General features: G+C 47.0%; 16 protein-coding genes. 12 read left to right on the top strand and 4 right to left on the bottom strand.

Annotation, left to right across the window (positions count from 1 at the left end; all coding sequences use genetic code 11):
* Positions 1 to 102 precede the first annotated feature (102 nt).
* The 6 genes from WBG78_RS17545 (at position 103) to WBG78_RS17570 (ending at position 6,610) form a co-directional block, all read left to right on the top strand.
* Complete coding sequence (locus WBG78_RS17545; RefSeq protein ID WP_337327766.1) at positions 103 to 957, top strand: UDP-2,3-diacylglucosamine diphosphatase; 855 nt, start codon at positions 103 to 105, stop codon at positions 955 to 957.
* The gene (locus tag WBG78_RS17550; RefSeq protein ID WP_337327767.1) at positions 954 to 1,937 is read left to right on the top strand and encodes a glycosyltransferase family protein; all 984 of its coding nucleotides are present in this window, start codon (positions 954 to 956) and stop codon (positions 1,935 to 1,937) included. The genes WBG78_RS17545 and WBG78_RS17550 overlap by 4 nt, the downstream gene beginning before the upstream one ends.
* An 88-nt stretch (positions 1,938 to 2,025) precedes the next feature.
* Positions 2,026 to 2,727, top strand: coding sequence for a response regulator transcription factor (locus tag WBG78_RS17555; RefSeq protein WP_337327768.1), 702 nt, complete (start codon positions 2,026 to 2,028; stop codon positions 2,725 to 2,727).
* 104 nt (positions 2,728 to 2,831) lie between these two features.
* Positions 2,832 to 5,261, top strand: coding sequence for a penicillin-binding protein 1A (locus tag WBG78_RS17560; RefSeq protein WP_337327769.1), 2,430 nt, complete (start codon positions 2,832 to 2,834; stop codon positions 5,259 to 5,261).
* 169 nt (positions 5,262 to 5,430) lie between these two features.
* Entirely contained in the window at positions 5,431 to 5,859 is a 429-nt protein-coding gene (locus tag WBG78_RS17565; protein WP_337327770.1) for a PRC-barrel domain-containing protein, read from the top strand.
* A gap of 22 nt (positions 5,860 to 5,881) precedes the next feature.
* Positions 5,882 to 6,610 carry an alpha/beta hydrolase family protein gene (locus tag WBG78_RS17570; RefSeq protein ID WP_337327771.1) on the top strand — a complete coding sequence of 243 codons (729 nt, stop codon included), beginning with the start codon at positions 5,882 to 5,884 and terminating at the stop codon, positions 6,608 to 6,610.
* Here the strand turns inward: WBG78_RS17570 and WBG78_RS17575 are convergent.
* Entirely contained in the window at positions 6,607 to 6,882 is a 276-nt protein-coding gene (locus WBG78_RS17575) for a hypothetical protein (RefSeq protein WP_337327772.1), read from the bottom strand. The two genes, WBG78_RS17570 and WBG78_RS17575, sit on opposite strands and share 4 nt — an antisense overlap.
* Before the next feature lie 300 nt (positions 6,883 to 7,182).
* Here WBG78_RS17575 and WBG78_RS17580 point away from each other — a divergent pair, with 300 nt between their 5' ends.
* The 3 genes from WBG78_RS17580 to WBG78_RS17590 all read left to right on the top strand — a co-directional run bounded on the left by WBG78_RS17580 (position 7,183) and on the right by WBG78_RS17590 (position 9,602).
* Positions 7,183 to 7,380 carry a cold shock domain-containing protein gene (locus tag WBG78_RS17580; RefSeq protein WP_025537821.1) on the top strand — a complete coding sequence of 66 codons (198 nt, stop codon included), beginning with the start codon at positions 7,183 to 7,185 and terminating at the stop codon, positions 7,378 to 7,380.
* A gap of 678 nt (positions 7,381 to 8,058) precedes the next feature.
* Entirely contained in the window at positions 8,059 to 8,289 is a 231-nt protein-coding gene (locus tag WBG78_RS17585; RefSeq protein WP_337327773.1) for a hypothetical protein, read from the top strand.
* A 62-nt stretch (positions 8,290 to 8,351) separates the two neighbouring features.
* Positions 8,352 to 9,602, top strand: a complete 1,251-nt coding sequence (locus tag WBG78_RS17590; RefSeq protein WP_337327774.1) for an alkaline phosphatase family protein — start codon at positions 8,352 to 8,354, stop codon at positions 9,600 to 9,602.
* Between the two features lie 16 nt (positions 9,603 to 9,618).
* Here the strand turns inward: WBG78_RS17590 and WBG78_RS17595 are convergent, their stop codons facing one another.
* Together WBG78_RS17595 and WBG78_RS17600 are read right to left on the bottom strand one after the other, a co-directional pair.
* On the bottom strand, positions 9,619 to 10,818 hold the full coding sequence (locus WBG78_RS17595; RefSeq protein WP_337327775.1) for a DUF4249 domain-containing protein: 1,200 nt from the start codon (positions 10,816 to 10,818) through the stop codon (positions 9,619 to 9,621).
* Between the two features lie 89 nt (positions 10,819 to 10,907).
* Positions 10,908 to 11,609, bottom strand: a complete 702-nt coding sequence (locus tag WBG78_RS17600) for an NUDIX hydrolase (protein ID WP_337327776.1) — start codon at positions 11,607 to 11,609, stop codon at positions 10,908 to 10,910.
* A gap of 98 nt (positions 11,610 to 11,707) precedes the next feature.
* On the opposite strand from WBG78_RS17600, the gene WBG78_RS17605 reads away from it, so the two are divergent.
* The 3 genes from WBG78_RS17605 (at position 11,708) to WBG78_RS17615 (ending at position 15,329) form a co-directional block, all read left to right on the top strand.
* A complete protein-coding gene (locus WBG78_RS17605; protein ID WP_337327777.1) occupies positions 11,708 to 13,357 on the top strand; it encodes a carboxylesterase/lipase family protein in 1,650 nt (549 codons plus the stop codon).
* Positions 13,358 to 13,530: 173 nt separating this feature from the next.
* The gene (locus WBG78_RS17610) at positions 13,531 to 14,274 is read left to right on the top strand and encodes an SRPBCC family protein (protein WP_337327778.1); all 744 of its coding nucleotides are present in this window, start codon (positions 13,531 to 13,533) and stop codon (positions 14,272 to 14,274) included.
* 17 nt (positions 14,275 to 14,291) lie between these two features.
* Positions 14,292 to 15,329, top strand: coding sequence for a metal-dependent hydrolase (locus WBG78_RS17615; protein WP_337327779.1), 1,038 nt, complete (start codon positions 14,292 to 14,294; stop codon positions 15,327 to 15,329).
* Between the two features lie 12 nt (positions 15,330 to 15,341).
* Here the strand turns inward: WBG78_RS17615 and WBG78_RS17620 are convergent, their stop codons facing one another.
* Positions 15,342 to 16,520 carry a phospholipase D-like domain-containing protein gene (locus WBG78_RS17620; protein WP_337327780.1) on the bottom strand — a complete coding sequence of 393 codons (1,179 nt, stop codon included), beginning with the start codon at positions 16,518 to 16,520 and terminating at the stop codon, positions 15,342 to 15,344.
* Positions 16,521 to 16,613 lie beyond the last annotated feature (93 nt).

The following is a 16,613-nucleotide window of genomic DNA, read 5'->3' on the forward strand; positions in this document are numbered from 1 at the left end:
GATACAGCCCTCTAGTCGCGGCCGCAGTGAGCAATCGCTGCGGGTGTAGGAAAGGATCTGAAGCATTTCAGATTCAACAACGATACGGATACTCTATACGCCATGGGCAAAAAGCGAAAAAGAGACGTCGATCTCGTCGTACTGTCTGATATTCATCTCGGGACGTATGGCTGCCATGCGGAGGCATTGCTTCGCTACCTAAAGACCATCCGTCCAAAGCGACTCATCCTTAACGGCGACATTATTGACATGTGGCAGTTCTCGAAAAGGTTCTGGCCAAAGTCGCACATGCAGGTGGTGAAGCACATCACCGGACTTGTCACGCGAAATACCAAAGTAGTTTATCTCACAGGGAACCATGACGAGATGCTGCGCCGCTTTGCCGGTTTTCGCGTAGGTTCATTTCACATCGATAACAAGGTTGTGCTGAAGCTAAACGGCCAGAGTGCATGGATATTTCATGGCGACGTGTTTGATGTAACCATGCAGTATTCCAAATGGCTTGCTAAACTGGGTGCCATCGGATATGATTCGCTTATCATACTGAATACTTTTGTGAATTGGTGCCTGACGAAGCTAGGGCGTGATAAGATTTCACTTTCCAAAAGGGTCAAGGACAGTGTAAAGGGAGCTGTGAAGTTTATCAATGACTTTGAAAAAGTGGCTGCCGAGATTGCCATTGAAAACGGCTACAATTTTGTGGTCTGCGGGCATATACATCATCCGGAAATAAGAAAAATTGTTACTGATAAGGGGGAAGTAACGTATCTTAACAGCGGCGATTGGATCGAGAACCTCTCTGCGCTGGAGTACCATGAGGGTAGCTGGCGGATTTATCGTTATCAGGAAGATCAGGTAGCACAACGCATTAAGCTGCCGAAGCGGATTCGCGACGACCGTGATAACAAGGAGATCTTTCGTGAGCTCGTCGATGAATTCTTATCCCCGAAAAAATGAAAATTCTTTACGCGATACAAGGCACAGGCAATGGTCACCTCGCCCGTGCCGAAGATGTTATACCGGCATTGCGCTCACATGGAGACGTTGACATTTTTATAAGTGGTGTTCAGGCAGACATTAAGCTCAGTTATCCAGTTAAGTACTATTCGAAGGGGCTCAGCTTTTTCTTCGGCAAGAGTGGGGGCATAGATTTTCTGAAGACATTCAGGAATAACAGCACGAAGGATGTGTACAAGGAAATAAAGAAGTTCCCGGTCGAAAAATACGATCTGGTCATCAATGATTTCGAACCGATCACAGCGTGGGCGTGTCGTAAAAGAGAGGTCCCATGTGTGGGACTGTCTCATCAAACTGCATTGCTGTCACCTCACGTACCAAAGCCAAAGAAGATGGATCCGGTTGGTGAGTGGGTACTAAAAAGTTATGCACCCGTTGATAAATTTGTGTCCTTTCATTTCGAGCGATACGATTCGAACATTTATACTCCGGTAATCCGAAAATCAATTCGCGAGGCAAGAGTTGTAAACGGCGATCATTACACTGTTTATCTTCCTGCTTATGACGACAAGAAGCTCGTGCCGCTATTAAACAAAATCAAGGGTGTTTCGTGGCAGGTATTTTCAAAGCATGCGAAGAAGCCATACCACAGTGGGCGACTTTCAGTGTACCCGGTTAATAAGGGTGCTTTCGCGATCAGTGTGGCCTCTTCCAGGGGTGTTTTTTGCGGCGCAGGGTTTGAGACTCCAGCCGAAGCGTTGTATATGGGAAAGAAGCTCATGGTGGTTCCGATGAAGTCGCAGCTCGAACAGCATTATAATGCTGAGGCCTTAAAACGAATGGGTGTACCCGTGTTGAAAAAGCTTAAGAAAAGTAATCTTGAAAAGATTCAGAACTGGATCGACACCGATACCCGGATCAATGTTCAGTATGATGACAATACTGCGGATGCAGTAGCGCAGGCGGTAGCGATGAAGTAGACGTAAGTGACTTCACTTATAAATAATTGGCGAGTAACGGCCGGGTAATACGCACTATGTACTTTCGTTACGTACATTCCGTTATTCAGTGGCGCGCGACAACAAGGCAGGCAAGGTACTATTGGTCGACGATGATTGGGATATCCTCGAGTTGTTAGAGTACAATCTTGAGAAAGAGGGCTTCAAGGTTAAGGCACTTGAAGACAGTTATCAGGCAATCTCGGCAGCAAAGGAGTTTCAACCAGATCTCATCATTCTCGATATTATGATGCCACATCCAAATGGCATTGAAATATGTCGTGAGCTTCGGGCGATGAAGCGATTTGAAGATACATACATCTTCTTCCTGACTGCCAAGTCAGAGAGCTATTATCAGGAGGCTGCGTTTGAAACGGGAGGCGACGACTTCATAGAGAAAATAATTGGGCTGAGAGCACTGACGTACAAAGTAAAAACTGTATTAAAGCGTCGCTTCGTTATCCGTAAACGAGTTCCAGAGCTCAACATAGGCGAACTGATGATCAATAGACGATCTCATTCCGTCAGGATTCGGGACAAAGAGATAAGTCTTAGCAAGCCCGAGTTTGAGTTGCTGTTTTTCTTCGCGCAAAATCCTCTTAAGGCAATCAGTCATGAGAATCTGCTGTGCAACATCTGGGGCTCGGAGATTTACATGTTTGATACATCGATCGACGTTTACATTGATAACCTTCGGGCAAAAATAGGAGATCGGTTCATTCAGATGACGGCAGATCGGCGCTTTCGGTTTGTGCCTGGTATTCAATGGTGATTGGATTTGCGGACTCCGCGTTAATTTTTCTTCCAATTTCTTGCTGAAAAGCACACTGCTGCACGCTTTTTGTCTGGCAAATTCGTTAGTTCGCCAGACGAACCATGGAAAGTGTCTTTGTAAGCATTTGGAAAGCCTTAAGAAGTGCCGTTCAGTGGATGGTACAGGGCCTGCGTAAGCGGCGAGGAGTCGTTCGTTGGCTGGTGTACGGAATTGTATTCATTGTTCTTGCAGGGGCTGGATTTGTTGTCCTGGTATGGGCAGGAGTTTTTGGTGAGGTTCCGGGCCGATCACAATTACAATCAATCAACAATCAGGTTGCCACGGAAGTTTATAGCGCCGACAGTGTTTTGCTTGGCCGGTATTATCTTCAGGAGAGGTCGCCTGTTACACCGGATCAGATCCCTGACGGACTGAGAAATGCGCTTATCAGTACAGAGGATGCGCGATTTTACAGTCATCACGGAATCGATATCTTAAGTCTGTTCAGAGTATTTGTAAAAACACTGGCCCTTCAGGACGCGTCGGCAGGTGGCGGCAGTACGATCACTCAGCAGCTGGCAAAGAACCTTTTTCCACGCAGGTCCTACACGTTTCTTTCCATGCCTATCAATAAGGTTAAAGAAATGATTGTCGCTCACCGGATCGAGCAGCTCTACAGCAAGCAGGAGATACTTGCCCTCTATCTGAATACAATACCCTTCGGTGACAATGTTTTTGGGATCAAGACGGCAGCCGAACGATTCTACTCGAAGCCTGTTCAGTCGCTGGCTACTGATGAATCGGCTGTTTTAATAGGTATGCTCAAAGCGACTTATCGCTACAATCCCCGCGTGTATCCCGACCGTGCCAAACAGCGGCGCAATGTGGTTCTTGCACAGATGGAAAAATACGGGCACTTGACAGTCAAAGAAGCGGATGAGTTACAGGCAAAGCCGCTGGCTTTAAAGTATCAGAGGCTCTCACACAATGAGGGTCTCGCGCCATACTTCAGATCTTATATTAAGGCCGAGCTTTTGGCCTGGTGCAGACAAAACAAGAAGGCTGATGGATCGCCTTACAATCTCTATACGGATGGACTTAAAATATATACTACGATAGATTCGAGACTTCAGCAGTTTGCTGAAGAGGCCGTACGCAGCCAAATGGCGATTATACAGTCGCGCTTCAATCAGCAGCTCAGCAAGACGACACTTGCTTCTGTAGGTAAGTCTCATTTGTCGCAGTTGGCGAGCTATAAGGAGATGAAGCGTGATGGTCTTAGTGAAGACCAGATTACGGCAGAGTTAAAGAAGAAGGGTACGAGACGCGTATTTGACTGGAAGGGTGAAAAGGAACAGGAGATCAGCATCTATGATTCATTGTTGCTTCACCTTAAGTTTTTGCAGGCCGGACTTCTTGCAATGGATCCTCACACGGGTGCGCTTAGAGCATGGGTTGGTGGGATTAACCACGAGTTTTTTCAGTACGATCACGTTCGTGAATCAACAAAGCGCCAGGTTGGGTCTACATTTAAGCCGGTCGTTTATGCTGCTGCCATGGAACAAGGTGTGAGCCCCTGTGATTATGTTTCGGCAAGACAGACTTCTTATACGAACATGGAAGACTGGACGCCACAAAACAGTGACGCAGGAACTTACGATCAAAAATATAGCATGGAGGGCGGGCTTGCAGGGTCGGTTAATACGGTATCGGTAAAACTAATTGAGCAAGCAGGGATAGGCAACACGATTCGAATGGCAGAGCGTATGGGCATTCGAAGTGAACTGCCCAGGGTGCCATCTCTTGCGCTTGGAACGGCATCAATTTCTGTGTTAGAGATGGTCAATGCTTACAGCGCATTTGCCAACCAGGGTAAGCACGTGTCTCCTGCATATATTACTGCCATTGCTGATTCCCATGGTGTCGTGCTGGATCATTTTGTAAACAGGGATGAACCTGTTGCAGCTATTTCCAAAGAAACTTCAGCGATGATGCTGCACATGCTTCGCCGTGTTGTAAATGAAGGCACAGGATCTTCGCTTCGTACGCGGTTTGGGCTTTCAAACGACATAGCTGGCAAGACAGGTACAACACAATCAAATACGGACGGATGGTTTATTGCAATTACGCCACGACTCGTTATTGGCTGCTGGGTAGGTGCTGACGATCCGCGCATCCATTTTAAAAGTACTGCATTGGGTCAGGGAGCAGCCACGGCGTTGCCAGTGGTTGGACGCTTCCTGCAGCAAATGAATGCGGACCCTTCATTTAGTCGCTTGAGCAACGCAAAGTTTGAATCGTTGACGCCAGCTCAGATGAAAAAGCTGGACTGTGAGTTATCAAAATCGGACCGTAACTTCCTTGACAAATTGTTTAATCGCAAGAAGGGCGTTAAGGAGACGGAGTATCAGGAAGGCAAACAGGACAATGCAGGTTCAAGGGCAGAGCGAACTCAGGCAAAAGAAGAGAGGCAGCAGGCAAGAGAAGTAAAGCAACAGGCCAAGAAGGAACGACGTGAACGAAGAGAGCGTCGCCGTCGGAGCCGGGATTAGAATCCCGACGACAATTGCCACATGTGTCATTTTTTTTCCCCAGGCACAATGTGATTTAGCTTTTTCAATATGTTAATGCAGGCCGGATTCAGGGAAAAGTCTTGCATGATTTTTATGCAAATAACCATAGCTATTAATTCTAATAGCGAGGGATTAAAACGTATAAGCCATGGGTACGAGAAAGAATTATGAAGTAGACAACGCAACGGGCAGAAATCATGAAGGACCTCATGCGAATGCACCGGTTCGTCGCCTGACAGCGAGTTCGATCATAGGTGATAAGGTTGAGAATCTCCAGGGCGAAGATCTTGGAAAGATCGACAATCTGATGATCAACATTGAGACCGGCCAGATTGAATATGTAGTGCTTGAATTTGGTTCTTTCCTGGGAATGGGAGGAAAGCTTTTTGCTGTTCCGTATCAACAGTTGTACTTGAACAGTGATAAGGAATGTTTTGTGCTGGACAGGGAAAAGGATGCTTTTCAAAACATGCCAGGCTTCGACAGGAACCATTGGCCCGATACGAATGACCACAGCTACTATGATGATGTGGATGTCTATTGGGGTGCCACTGCTGACAGTGGAAGGATTTTCTAGGCTCAGGTGAGCCTGAACATATATGAAGCCATCGTCTCGGGTGCCAATGCTGTTCGGGAACGATGGCTTCATTGTGTATATTGCTTTCATGCAAACAACGTCGTACAAAATTCACGTGTCAGAATCCATTGGTGATGTAAGTGCAATCCTGAACGTAGCGGAAGATTCGATGTGCATGCTCACATTGGCACATGGTGCGGGAGCAGGCATGACACATTCCTTCATGTCGTCGCTGGCAAGAGAGTTAGCGTCACGTGGTGTAACTACACTGAGGTTCAATTTTCCATTTATTGAGGCGAAAAAGAAGCGACCTGACTTTGCGCCAGTGGCAGAAAAAACAATTGAGGCAGTCATTCAATTTGCGGACGGTCTTACACCAGCTCAACCGTTGTTTGCTGGAGGAAAATCCTTTGGCGGGCGAATGTCGTCGCAGCATCTCTCCAAACAGGAACAAACAAAAGTGAAGGGGCTGGTCTTCTTTGGATTTCCTTTGCACCCGGCGAATGAACCTGCAGTAACACGAGCAGAACATTTGAAGAATGTATCTCTGCCAATGCTCTTCCTTCAGGGAACCAAAGATGCATTAGCTCAACTGGATCTGTTACGAGATGTTTGTTCGGGCTTACCGTCTGCTGAGCTGCAAACGTTTGAAGGTGCGGATCACGCTTTTATGCGTGGCAAAAAGCCTTTGGTGGCAGAACTGGCCGATGCAGCGTCGATGTGGCTGCAAAACCAGTGCGCAGGGGGTTAATTCAACTCCAGCTCTGGAGCTGCAGCATTGAATTTGGTTTCTACAAACTCCTCTACAGTTGCGTAGAACTTAAGGCGGTGTTTGAAAATGATTTTAGCTCCGATTGCCTTTTTAAAGTCACGAAGCGTCACGTCTTCGGCGATCCAATACAATGCTACGCCGCGCTCGTTTGCAAACCCCGGGAGGATCTCCAGGTCTGCGCGTTCAAGCTCGTGCTGAACGTCTGATTTAAATCCACTGCGTCCTCTAATGTAAACTGTTACCCAGCCCATACAAATCCCTTCTCTTTTATGCTTTTTAAAATTATGTTCTGCTTTCTTCAAAGAAACCAATCTCCGTTCTGCACTCTGCGAATTTCCCAGTTCAAAAAATGGAGCCAAGGTCTTAGGTGAGGCAGGCTCCGGGGAGTTGTTTCTGAATATTCTAACGCAAATATACCGCAATTAGTTGCACAACTCCCAGTGCTGTTGTGCAGGCGCACATGGTCACAACGGGAGACATATTGGAAAGTGTGGCATACTCAAAATATTCTACTATCTTTGAGGCTTAATTAATTTTATATTTTATCACTAATGAAAGAAGGAAGAGTAAAATTCTTTAATGAAACTAAAGGTTTTGGTTTCATTAAGGAAACAGCGACTGGTCAGGAGTATTTCGTACACGTTTCAGGCCTCCTGGTTGATCAGATTCACGAAAATGATGCAGTCACTTTTGAACTGAAAGAAGGCAAGAAAGGATTGAATGCCGTTAATGTGCGTTTAGCCAATTAATAGATCATCATTCTGAATTTAAGCCATCCGATAACCTCGGATGGCTTTTTTATTTTAGAGTGGATTCACTGCCTCGCGTTGGAATAGTAACGTTTGGATCCCCTCACCAACGCGATCACGCGCATTGCGTATAGATGTTCCGTTGTATTGATCAGCTTAGTTCCGGAGACGTATTGAGAGGAATTGCAATAGCTAATTAACCCTGACAAATTGATTCAAAAAGAGAGTATCATGAACGCTCTCTAAAACGAAAACCCTTCTCATTTTGGTGATGATTTGCATTTAGGGACGACATTCAGGCGTCAGTTGGAGTTGCGATTTAATGCATGAAATTTTTCATCTACTTTTTTCAGTGATCCACCGAAAATTACGGCGTTATATCTCAGCACATTGCGAAAACCGCAATGGGTTTTGTCAACGGTCATCGCCAGTTGATGACGAATGCCTTCAGTCGCCCGGGTCGGATTTTCGTTACTTTATCATGTCAGACAGTGAAGGCGCGTAGATGCCAACAGTCGGACCGCTTGATTTAAGCGACTATTGAAGAGATTGTGGTTAGAAAGGTTTCGTCAATGCGAACATTTTTCCACAAACTTTTAAGCAGAAGAACGTTTACGGGTAATAGTATAAATGGTATAGTTTTTTCTGTAGGATCAAATGGCTTTAAATCTCAAGGAAATGAAACGAGTATCGCTAATTCTAACGTTGGGCCTGGCGGGCTTAACGTTTATGGGTGCAGAACATCGGAGCAGTGCGCAGGACAAGCAGGCGAAGAAAGTTGCAAAGAAGGCTTGTGCGGGTTACACTATCATTGAAGCAAGTAAAGGTATTGACTGCAACGGTGACACAATTAAGCTGGTTAGAACTGCTGGCTTTTACGAGCGAGTTCGAAATGATGATCCGAGTTGATTGTCAGGGTGAATTCTGGAGCAGTGCAAAAAATGTTGTATGTTTTTATAGTTTTGCGGCCTATGAAGGCCGCATTTCTTTTTTTAACCCTTAGCTGTTTCTTTCAGGTCGCGTTGGCGCAGGATGGGCCACATGTGTTGCTCATTTCTTTCGACGGATTCCGTCATGATTATGTTGAAAGGTATGACGCTAAGAATTTCAAAGAGTTCATACGTAAAGGAAGCAGCGCAAAGGGGCTTATCCCTTCTTTTCCCTCGAAGACTTTCCCTAATCACTACTCAATCGTAACCGGACTTTATCCGGGAAATCATGGGCTCGTTGATAATAACTTTTACGATCCGAAAACTGACGAACATTACACATCGAAGAACAAGAAGGCGGTTGCTGATTCCATTTATTACGGAGGTACACCAATCTGGAAGCTTGCACATAACAACGGACTGAAATCGGCTTCCTTCTTCTGGATTGGATCTGAGGTTAAGAATTCTCAACCAGATTACTTCTTTCCATACAATGAAAAGATTCCCGACAAAGATAGAGTTCAGCAGGTGCTAAGCTGGCTTGCCCTGCCGGCAGCGGAGAGGCCGAGATTCATATCTCTCTATTTTTCCGTAACGGACGATGCTGGACATCAGTACGGACCTGACAGCAAGGAGATTCGTAATGCTGTGTTGCATGCGGATTCACTCCTGGGACTTGTGATGAGAGGCATTTCCCGTGTTCAAGTACCTGTCAACGTAATGGTAGTATCGGATCATGGAATGAAGGGAATCAAGCAGGAAGACTCATCTTACCTGTTACTTTCGGAAATACTTTCTGAAAAGGAAGAAGGAACCATTGTTGTGAACTCTGGTAGTCATGTTCACATCTATCAATCAGATGATCAGAAAAGGAAAGCTCTGTTTGATCGGCTGAACAAAGACAGTAAGAATTTTCGTGTGTTGCTGAAGGAGCAATATCCTGAACGGTGGCATTACAGGACCGAAAGAGCCGGAGATATGCTTCTTGTGGCTGATGCAGGTTATTATTTTCTTGATATGGAGCGCAGCAGCCTTGCAGGATTTTTGAAACCCTGGGGATGGGCTGGAGTGCATGGATACGATCCGCGTGACACGCCCGAAATGAACGGAATATTTTATGCGAACGGACCAAACATACGGCAGGGCTATACGCTTGACGCGTTTGAGAATATTCACATTTACCCGTTCATTGCCAGGATACTCAATCTTCCACTACCTCACATTGACGGAAAAGCGTCAGTACTGAGTAAAATTTACCAGGCGCGCAATCGTACCAGGGCATCGGCGAAGTAGTGTGCACCCAGTACGGTTATCTCCAATATGCGGGGCGCACTGTTGTGCCCCCACGCAGACGGCAATTCAGACAGTCTTCGGGATAAACGGAATAGCCGATCAATTCAAAAGTTACCAGGTCGAAGCGTTTGTCGTTAATCAGCCACCCGGCAAGATCCTGCTCGTTCATGTATTCCAGCAAAACGATTTTGGATGGACAATTTTCATAGCCATCTGATTGATACAACTCATTTGGCCCTCTAAGCTCATCTCGCTTTACGACTACCCGCGCCGTTGTTACATCTGAAGCGGTAAAAAAGCCAATCACCGAACGTCCCGGTTCAGATGTACAGGAGAAGTTTCCATGAGGCTGCGCGGGCAATGGATCAAACAATGAACCCAACTCTTCACTATTCTGCCTTATTACTTTCCAGTAGGTATACCCTTCGGGCGTAAGAACATATTGTCTCGCATTAAGGCTATAGGCAAAGTACAGACGACGATCCGACTGCTTCATACTGAGAATCGGAAAATCATAAACTACATCCTCTGAGAGGCGTTCTGTGGATGTCAGGCTAATGTCGCTGCCTGAACGCGTGCGCCAGCAGGTGTATAATTCGTCTGCCCGATTTCTGGGAACGATCTGACCATCCTGGAATTTATAAACTGAATAGTCGCGCGCAATGTATTCCCACGTCTCGTCAAATTGATACGAATAATACCGGGAAGCATTCTTTGGGTCATGAGCATATACATTGAACGTGACGTCTTCGCTATCCACCTTCTCATGCACAGCGACGCTGTCAACAACAGTCCTGGCAGCAAGCGACACGAAGTCAGATGCATATTCGCGTCCGTCCGAAGTGTGGATTAACAGGCGATAACTCGCGCTGTAATCAACGGCCACGGGAGGAGCAGTATATGTATGATTTGGTTGGGGAGAAAGCGTGAGCTTGAAACCATTGTTGCCCTCGATACGAACCTGCGCCGCTGGTTCCGGTGCCATGTTATCTGGTGAGTCCATTGTTACAGTCCTGGATAGCAGTATGCGCGTGGTATCGTTAGGTACGAAGTAACCATCGATTACCAATATGCCGTAGTCGACGTTCAGAACATCAGGCGCGTATGGGTCAATGCAGGCAAAGCAAAATATGAAGGTCGCCGAAAGTAGCCGGGCCATTGGACGGACACCTAAGTGAAAAATGCCCGAGTCGCCTTTTGGCTGCTGTCCTTTCATTTGTCGTATGCTTTCCTGAGATGCCCTTTAAAGTAACCACAATGGACCGAAGGCAAAATCTAATTGGGGCAAGCGGTGTAACCCATGCGCTACCGGCTTTTATCTGCCTGGCGAAAGCTATACAGATAGGGAGCCTTGTGCGCACCTCCCGTGAACCTTTTCTCATGACGCTCAAGCATGTCGGTTGCGAGCATGGTTCGTTGGAAAGTCGTTCTCCTCATTGATTGTCCCATAATCTTCTCATAAACCTTTTGGAGCTCATTCATTGTGAACTTTTCAGGCAGAAGATTGACGCCAACGACCTTTCTGTGAATGTTCTGCCGCAGCGTATCAATTGCTTTCTCGACTATTCCTTTGTGATCGAGAATGAGTCGAGGGAGATTGTCCACGTTATACCACCTGCAGGAATCGGAAAGAGCATCAGGTTTAGGAATAACGTCGTTGTAGTTTATCAGGGCATAATAGGCCACAGAAATGAATCGTTGCTTCATCCAATAATTGGCCGGAACATCATGATTGTTGGCTTTCAAAATCGCCTCCATCACTTCAGGCTTAAACCGTGCTACGTCGCCGAAGGTGTGAAACTGTTCCAGGAAGATCTCCGATAATCCAGTACGCTCGTGCAGACCACGTCTCACTGCGCTGTCCAGGTCCTCATCGGTGCGTACAAAACCACCAGGCAAAGCAAATAGCCCAGTGTTATGGTACTCCATGATAAGGATTTTCAGTTCCTCACCAGAGAATCCCAATACGACAGAATCGTATGCAATGTGTGGAAGGTATTGATTCACTGTTTTATCGTATGCCGGAAATTAGATATTACTTTTTTGACGATCCCTATGGCAAGTTAGGAATGCTATTACTATCATTGTTACAAACTGAGACAATAATGAAAAGCGGTTCAAAATCTACCACCTTAATTACTTTGGCATTGGCATTTATGTCATTATCATTCAATTGTTTATCGCAGGATAACTATGGCTTTCCCGTTCAGGCGAAGACCGACAAGGGTACCATCGAGGGTCTTTTCGATACCCGATCCGCCCTTTCGCAGTATTTCGGCATTCCTTTCGCAAAGCCGCCCGTTGGAGATCTTCGCTGGCGGGCACCCCAGCCAGTTGATTCCTGGTCAGGCGTAAAAAATACCAAGGCGTTTGGCCCCAGGCCGGTGCAGGCCGTGGTTTTCGGAGATATGAATTCACGCTCCGCAGGCATCAGCGAAGATTGCCTGTATCTAAATGTGTGGTCTCCTGCGAAGAGAAACGAGACGGGGCTTCCTGTGCTGGTTTATTTTTATGGCGGAGGCTTTGTCGCGGGAGATGGCTCAGAGCCTCGCTATGATGGTGCCAGCATGGCAAAGAAGGGCATCGTTGTGGTCACTGTTAATTATCGTCTGAACATCTTTGGTTTCTTTGCGCATCCTGAACTGTCGAAGGAGGCGGCCTATAAGGCATCGGGTAATTACGGGCTCCTGGATCAGGTGGCCGGACTTCAATGGGTCCAGAAGAACATTGCAAACTTTGGTGGCGACCCCAAACGTGTGACGATTGCTGGCGAGTCTGCGGGCTCGATTGCAGTCAGTGCATTGATGTCTTCGCCTTTATCAAAGAATCTTATTGCTGGTGCGATAGGAGAGAGTGGCGCGGGAATAAACCCTACTCTGGCGCCGGTCGCCCTTGGAGAGGCAGAACAGACTGGGTTTGAATTCGGCAAGAAGGCCGGTTATGTCACGCTTGCACAGCTGCGAGCCTTGAGTACTAAAGAGGTCTACGAAATTTACACGGAGTCAAAGCGCTTTGGATTTCCTACAGTCGTTGATGGCTACTTTTATCCGAAGACCATCCCTCAAATTTTCGGTGCAAAAGAGCAGGCACAGGTCCCACTGCTACTTGGCTGGAATTCCGCCGAGATTCCGGGAATGGCGTTTATGCAAGGACTTCCCTATAATGATGAGAACTATGTGAAAAAGGTAAAAGAAACATATCCGAACGATTATGATCAGGTTCTCAAACTGTATCCGCACGGTTCAGAAAAGGAGATTGAATTGTCGGCAACAGCACTTGCATCGGACAGGTTCATCGCGTATAGCACATGGAAATGGTTCGACCTTCAAAGAAAGAACAGTAACAAAGCAGTGTACCGCTACCTTTACAGCAAGCTCAGACCGCCATTGGTCGATCAGAGCCGCACGTCCGGATTAGCAGGAGGTACCGTTGAAAAAAACTCTAGTGCTCCGAAGCCACCAGAGGCTGTTGGCGCGCCTCACGCGTGCGAGATCGAGTATTGCATGGGCAATCTGCATTTGATCAAAGAATACGCATGGACGCCTGATGACTTTAAGGTGTCGGAGACGATGCTGAACTACTTCGCGAACTTTGTGAAGACCGGGAATCCTAATGGTGGCAATCTTCCAAACTGGCCTGCAGCAGAAGCCACTGATACAACGCCTTCGGTGATGGTTATAGATGTCGAATCTAAGGCGGTTGACGCAAAAGATGACGCACGATATCTGTTCCTGGACAAAGCTTACAAAAATTGACCTGGGTATATTAACCAGTCGATTCCGATATTGAAGAGGGCCGGCCGTTTTTGCGCCGGCCTTTTTTGTTATAGCAAGGTCTCTGCCCGTTCGTTAAAATTGATAGGAACTTTGGCTGGCCCGTTGCTTCCTTCGCACATTTTTTGCGGATATTAGTAAAAACTATCACAATTATGAGGGCAGAAGATATTTCCAGGAAGGCATCCAGCGACGTAAGTTTGTTGCCGCCGGCGTCTGGATCAAGCGTTGTAAATGTAGGAACGATAGAGCGGATTGTGTCCGTAGCAGGTGGGGCTCTGTTAGCAACGTATGGGCTACGCAACAAGAAGAAATTAACTGCGCTGCCGATGCTGGTGGCGGGTGGATTTCTTTTAATGCGAGGTGCCACAGGATACTGCCCGGTCAACTCAGCGCTTCGACGCAATACTGCGGGAAGAGGAGCTACCACGGTCGAGGCCTCGGTTTCCCAGGTTATCAGCAAGCCCCGTCAAGAGGTATATTCATACTGGAGAAAGCTGGAGCATCTTCCGTTGTTTATGAAGCATCTGACTTCGATTCGCCAGATCGATGAAACACATTCGCTTTGGAAAGCGGCGCTGCCCGGCAACGTGGGGAGTCTGTCATGGACTGCAGAAATCGTAGACGATCAGCCAGGAGAGTACATTGCATGGTCGTCAGTGCCTGGTTCAACAATAGATAATGCGGGCTACGTTCACTTTCTCGACGCCCCGAGAAATAGCACTGAAGTCAAAGCTACGATCGCATACAGGCTGCCAGGAGGTGATGTGGGCGGGCTGGCCGCACAACTGTTTAATCCCTATCTGCAGGATCTTATTGTGGAAGATCTCAAGCGCTTCAAGTACAACATTGAAGGCGGCGTCAATTACATCCGGGGCGTCGATACCGACGAGCGCTAAAAGCGATTCTTGCGGGAATGGATACCATAACTCACTTCGCAGCAGGCGCCTGCATAGGTGAGCTTATCGCGGGCCATAAATTAGGAAAGAGGGCAATGGTCGCTGGAGGCTTTGCCCAATTGGTGCCAGATATAGACTTTGTTTTTGGTATGTGGATGTCACCCGCAGCAAATGCGATGGCGCATCGCGGACTTACGCATTCCATACTCTTTCTTATTCTGATTACACCAGTTCTGGCCTGGGGAGTGAGACGATTGTGGGGTGACAAGGCCGTGCCAATCTCCTTTTGGATATTCTTTCTGGGAGTTGAGGTGCTTACTCACCTGATTCTTGACGCGTTCAATGCTTATGGTACAGGCTGGTTTGAACCGTTCAGCCATTTACGAGTGAGTTTTAACGCCATATTTGTTGCTGATCCATTCTTTTCATTACCGCTCGGACTCGCATTAGTGCTGTTGCTATTTACGCGCAGCAATTTTCGATGGCGCAATCTTATCGCGACCTCGGCTCTTGCGCTTTCTGCGACATACCTTGCCTATGCCCTTTACAACAAATGGCAGGTAGAAAGGATATCAAACAAAGTGTTTGCTCTTCATGGCATCGCACCCACATCACACTTTAGTACCCCAACTCCCTTCAACAGCTGGCTCTGGTACGTCGTAGCGACCGATAAAAATGGAAGCTATGTTGGTTATCGCTCAGTCCTTGATCAATCAAACGACATTCACTTTGAATTCTTTCCGAGAAATGATTCGTTGATTGAGGAATCATCATTTAATCAAGAGGAGATAAAAACGCTAAAACAACTTTCGCAGGGGCACTACACCATAGAGGCACGGGCAGACACACTGATGTTCAACGACCTTCGGTTTGGTCAAATGTTGGGATGGCAATATCCACGTAACGGTTTTGTGTTTCACTTTTACCTGCATCCAGACCTGGATAACACGCTTGTACTCCAGCGAGGTCGCTTTGAGGGTTGGGACTATGTTGCCGTAAAGGCGTTCTTAAGAAGAATTCTGGGTAACGAGCTACCTGCACCGCCGCGGGAATAAGATGAAGACGGATCAAAGCCTGCGCGTGGTTTTTCTTTCCCGGTCGGAGCTGATGGTGAACACAATCAGAAATGTCCTGAAGAGCGCATAGGCTATCCGGTACATAGCGGTATTCCACCAGCGGGTTTTATGACGGAGATCTTCTGCTGTTATGCGGTCACAATCTTCATTGATGATCTTTTCCAGAGACGATTCCACCTGAATACCGAATTCTTTGTCATGGATGTCCAGATTCAATTCGATACTGGCGTATGCGCTAAGGTCGTTGAAGTTGAAAGAGCCAACTGTGACAAATATCCCATCACGGCATCCAATTTTTCCATGCAATACTTTGCGTCGGTATTCATATATTTCAATATTCCGGCGCAGGAGCCAGGGGTAAAAGAAGCGCTCTGCGTGCTTGGCCAGAGGAATATCAGAGAGCTTGGTGACGATGACCCGAATGCGTAGCCCCCTCTTGGAAGCCAGCCGCAGGTTTTTTCGAAATACCCTGCCGGGCAAAAAATAGCTCGACATGATAGTTACACTTTGCTCACTGCGCTTCAGCATCTCCAGGTAGCTTCGTGAAATCTGGTTTTTATTACGGATCCAGTCATTCACGCGCATTCGAACTCTGCATTCTTCCAGCGACGCCAATGCAGGCCCTACAGCCTGCGATTTCGGAGGGCGCCGAAAATACATCAGCACACATCGGTTGTATAATTCTCTTGAGATATCTCCAGTTGCATGTACTGCCCAGTCAAGCCATCCAGGCTGACCCGGGAGATCGTTGTATCGGTTCGATATGTTTCGTCCTCCGACGAGGCTGTGCAAAGCATCAACCACTATGATCTTGTGATGCATTCGCCTGCCAACAAAGAAATTATCTCCCCGAAAGAGAGGCTGAAACCATCGAAAATGAACGCCGGAGGACCGCAGATCGTTTACAAAGCTGGCTGGTAGCGGTCTGGACGCATACCCATCAAGCATCATATAAACGCTGACCTTTCTGGCAGCAGCCCTTTTTAACGCTTCGGCTATGCGCGTGCCGGTTATATCGGCTTCGAATATGTACATCTGGAAATGTACAGTTTCGCGGGCGGCATCGATCATTTCCTCGAGAACCCGAAAATACGTTCCGCCGTCGTGTATAAGTTTAACGTCGTTGCGCAGACTATAGCCTGCCCCTGCAGAAGATGACTTTCTAACCATCGGCACATTAAAATATGTATTCCATTCATTCCGACAATTTGTAGGTGACGGGTAAATTTTATTCTTGTGGAAGTATCAGGAAAGAGATTTTTC

Origin of the sequence: Chryseolinea sp. T2 (assembly GCF_037203685.1) — a bacterium.
In the GTDB taxonomy this organism is placed as follows: domain Bacteria; phylum Bacteroidota; class Bacteroidia; order Cytophagales; family Cyclobacteriaceae; genus Chryseolinea.

Excerpts from the sequence above, each read along its gene's own strand:
- WBG78_RS17545 (WP_337327766.1), top strand. The coding sequence starts at position 103 with ATGGGCAAAAAGCGAAAAAGAGACGTCGATCTCGTCGTACTGTCTGAT.
- WBG78_RS17550 (WP_337327767.1), top strand. The coding sequence starts at position 954 with ATGAAAATTCTTTACGCGATACAAGGCACAGGCAATGGTCACCTCGCC.
- WBG78_RS17560 (WP_337327769.1), top strand. The coding sequence starts at position 2,832 with ATGGAAAGTGTCTTTGTAAGCATTTGGAAAGCCTTAAGAAGTGCCGTT.
- WBG78_RS17565 (WP_337327770.1), top strand. The coding sequence starts at position 5,431 with ATGGGTACGAGAAAGAATTATGAAGTAGACAACGCAACGGGCAGAAAT.
- WBG78_RS17570 (WP_337327771.1), top strand. The coding sequence starts at position 5,882 with ATGAAGCCATCGTCTCGGGTGCCAATGCTGTTCGGGAACGATGGCTTC.
- WBG78_RS17575 (WP_337327772.1), bottom strand. The coding sequence starts at position 6,882 with ATGGGCTGGGTAACAGTTTACATTAGAGGACGCAGTGGATTTAAATCA.
- WBG78_RS17580 (WP_025537821.1), top strand. The coding sequence starts at position 7,183 with ATGAAAGAAGGAAGAGTAAAATTCTTTAATGAAACTAAAGGTTTTGGT.
- WBG78_RS17585 (WP_337327773.1), top strand. The coding sequence starts at position 8,059 with ATGAAACGAGTATCGCTAATTCTAACGTTGGGCCTGGCGGGCTTAACG.
- WBG78_RS17590 (WP_337327774.1), top strand. The coding sequence starts at position 8,352 with ATGAAGGCCGCATTTCTTTTTTTAACCCTTAGCTGTTTCTTTCAGGTC.
- WBG78_RS17595 (WP_337327775.1), bottom strand. The coding sequence starts at position 10,818 with ATGAAAGGACAGCAGCCAAAAGGCGACTCGGGCATTTTTCACTTAGGT.
- WBG78_RS17605 (WP_337327777.1), top strand. The coding sequence starts at position 11,708 with ATGAAAAGCGGTTCAAAATCTACCACCTTAATTACTTTGGCATTGGCA.
- WBG78_RS17610 (WP_337327778.1), top strand. The coding sequence starts at position 13,531 with ATGAGGGCAGAAGATATTTCCAGGAAGGCATCCAGCGACGTAAGTTTG.
- WBG78_RS17615 (WP_337327779.1), top strand. The coding sequence starts at position 14,292 with ATGGATACCATAACTCACTTCGCAGCAGGCGCCTGCATAGGTGAGCTT.
- WBG78_RS17620 (WP_337327780.1), bottom strand. The coding sequence starts at position 16,520 with ATGGTTAGAAAGTCATCTTCTGCAGGGGCAGGCTATAGTCTGCGCAAC.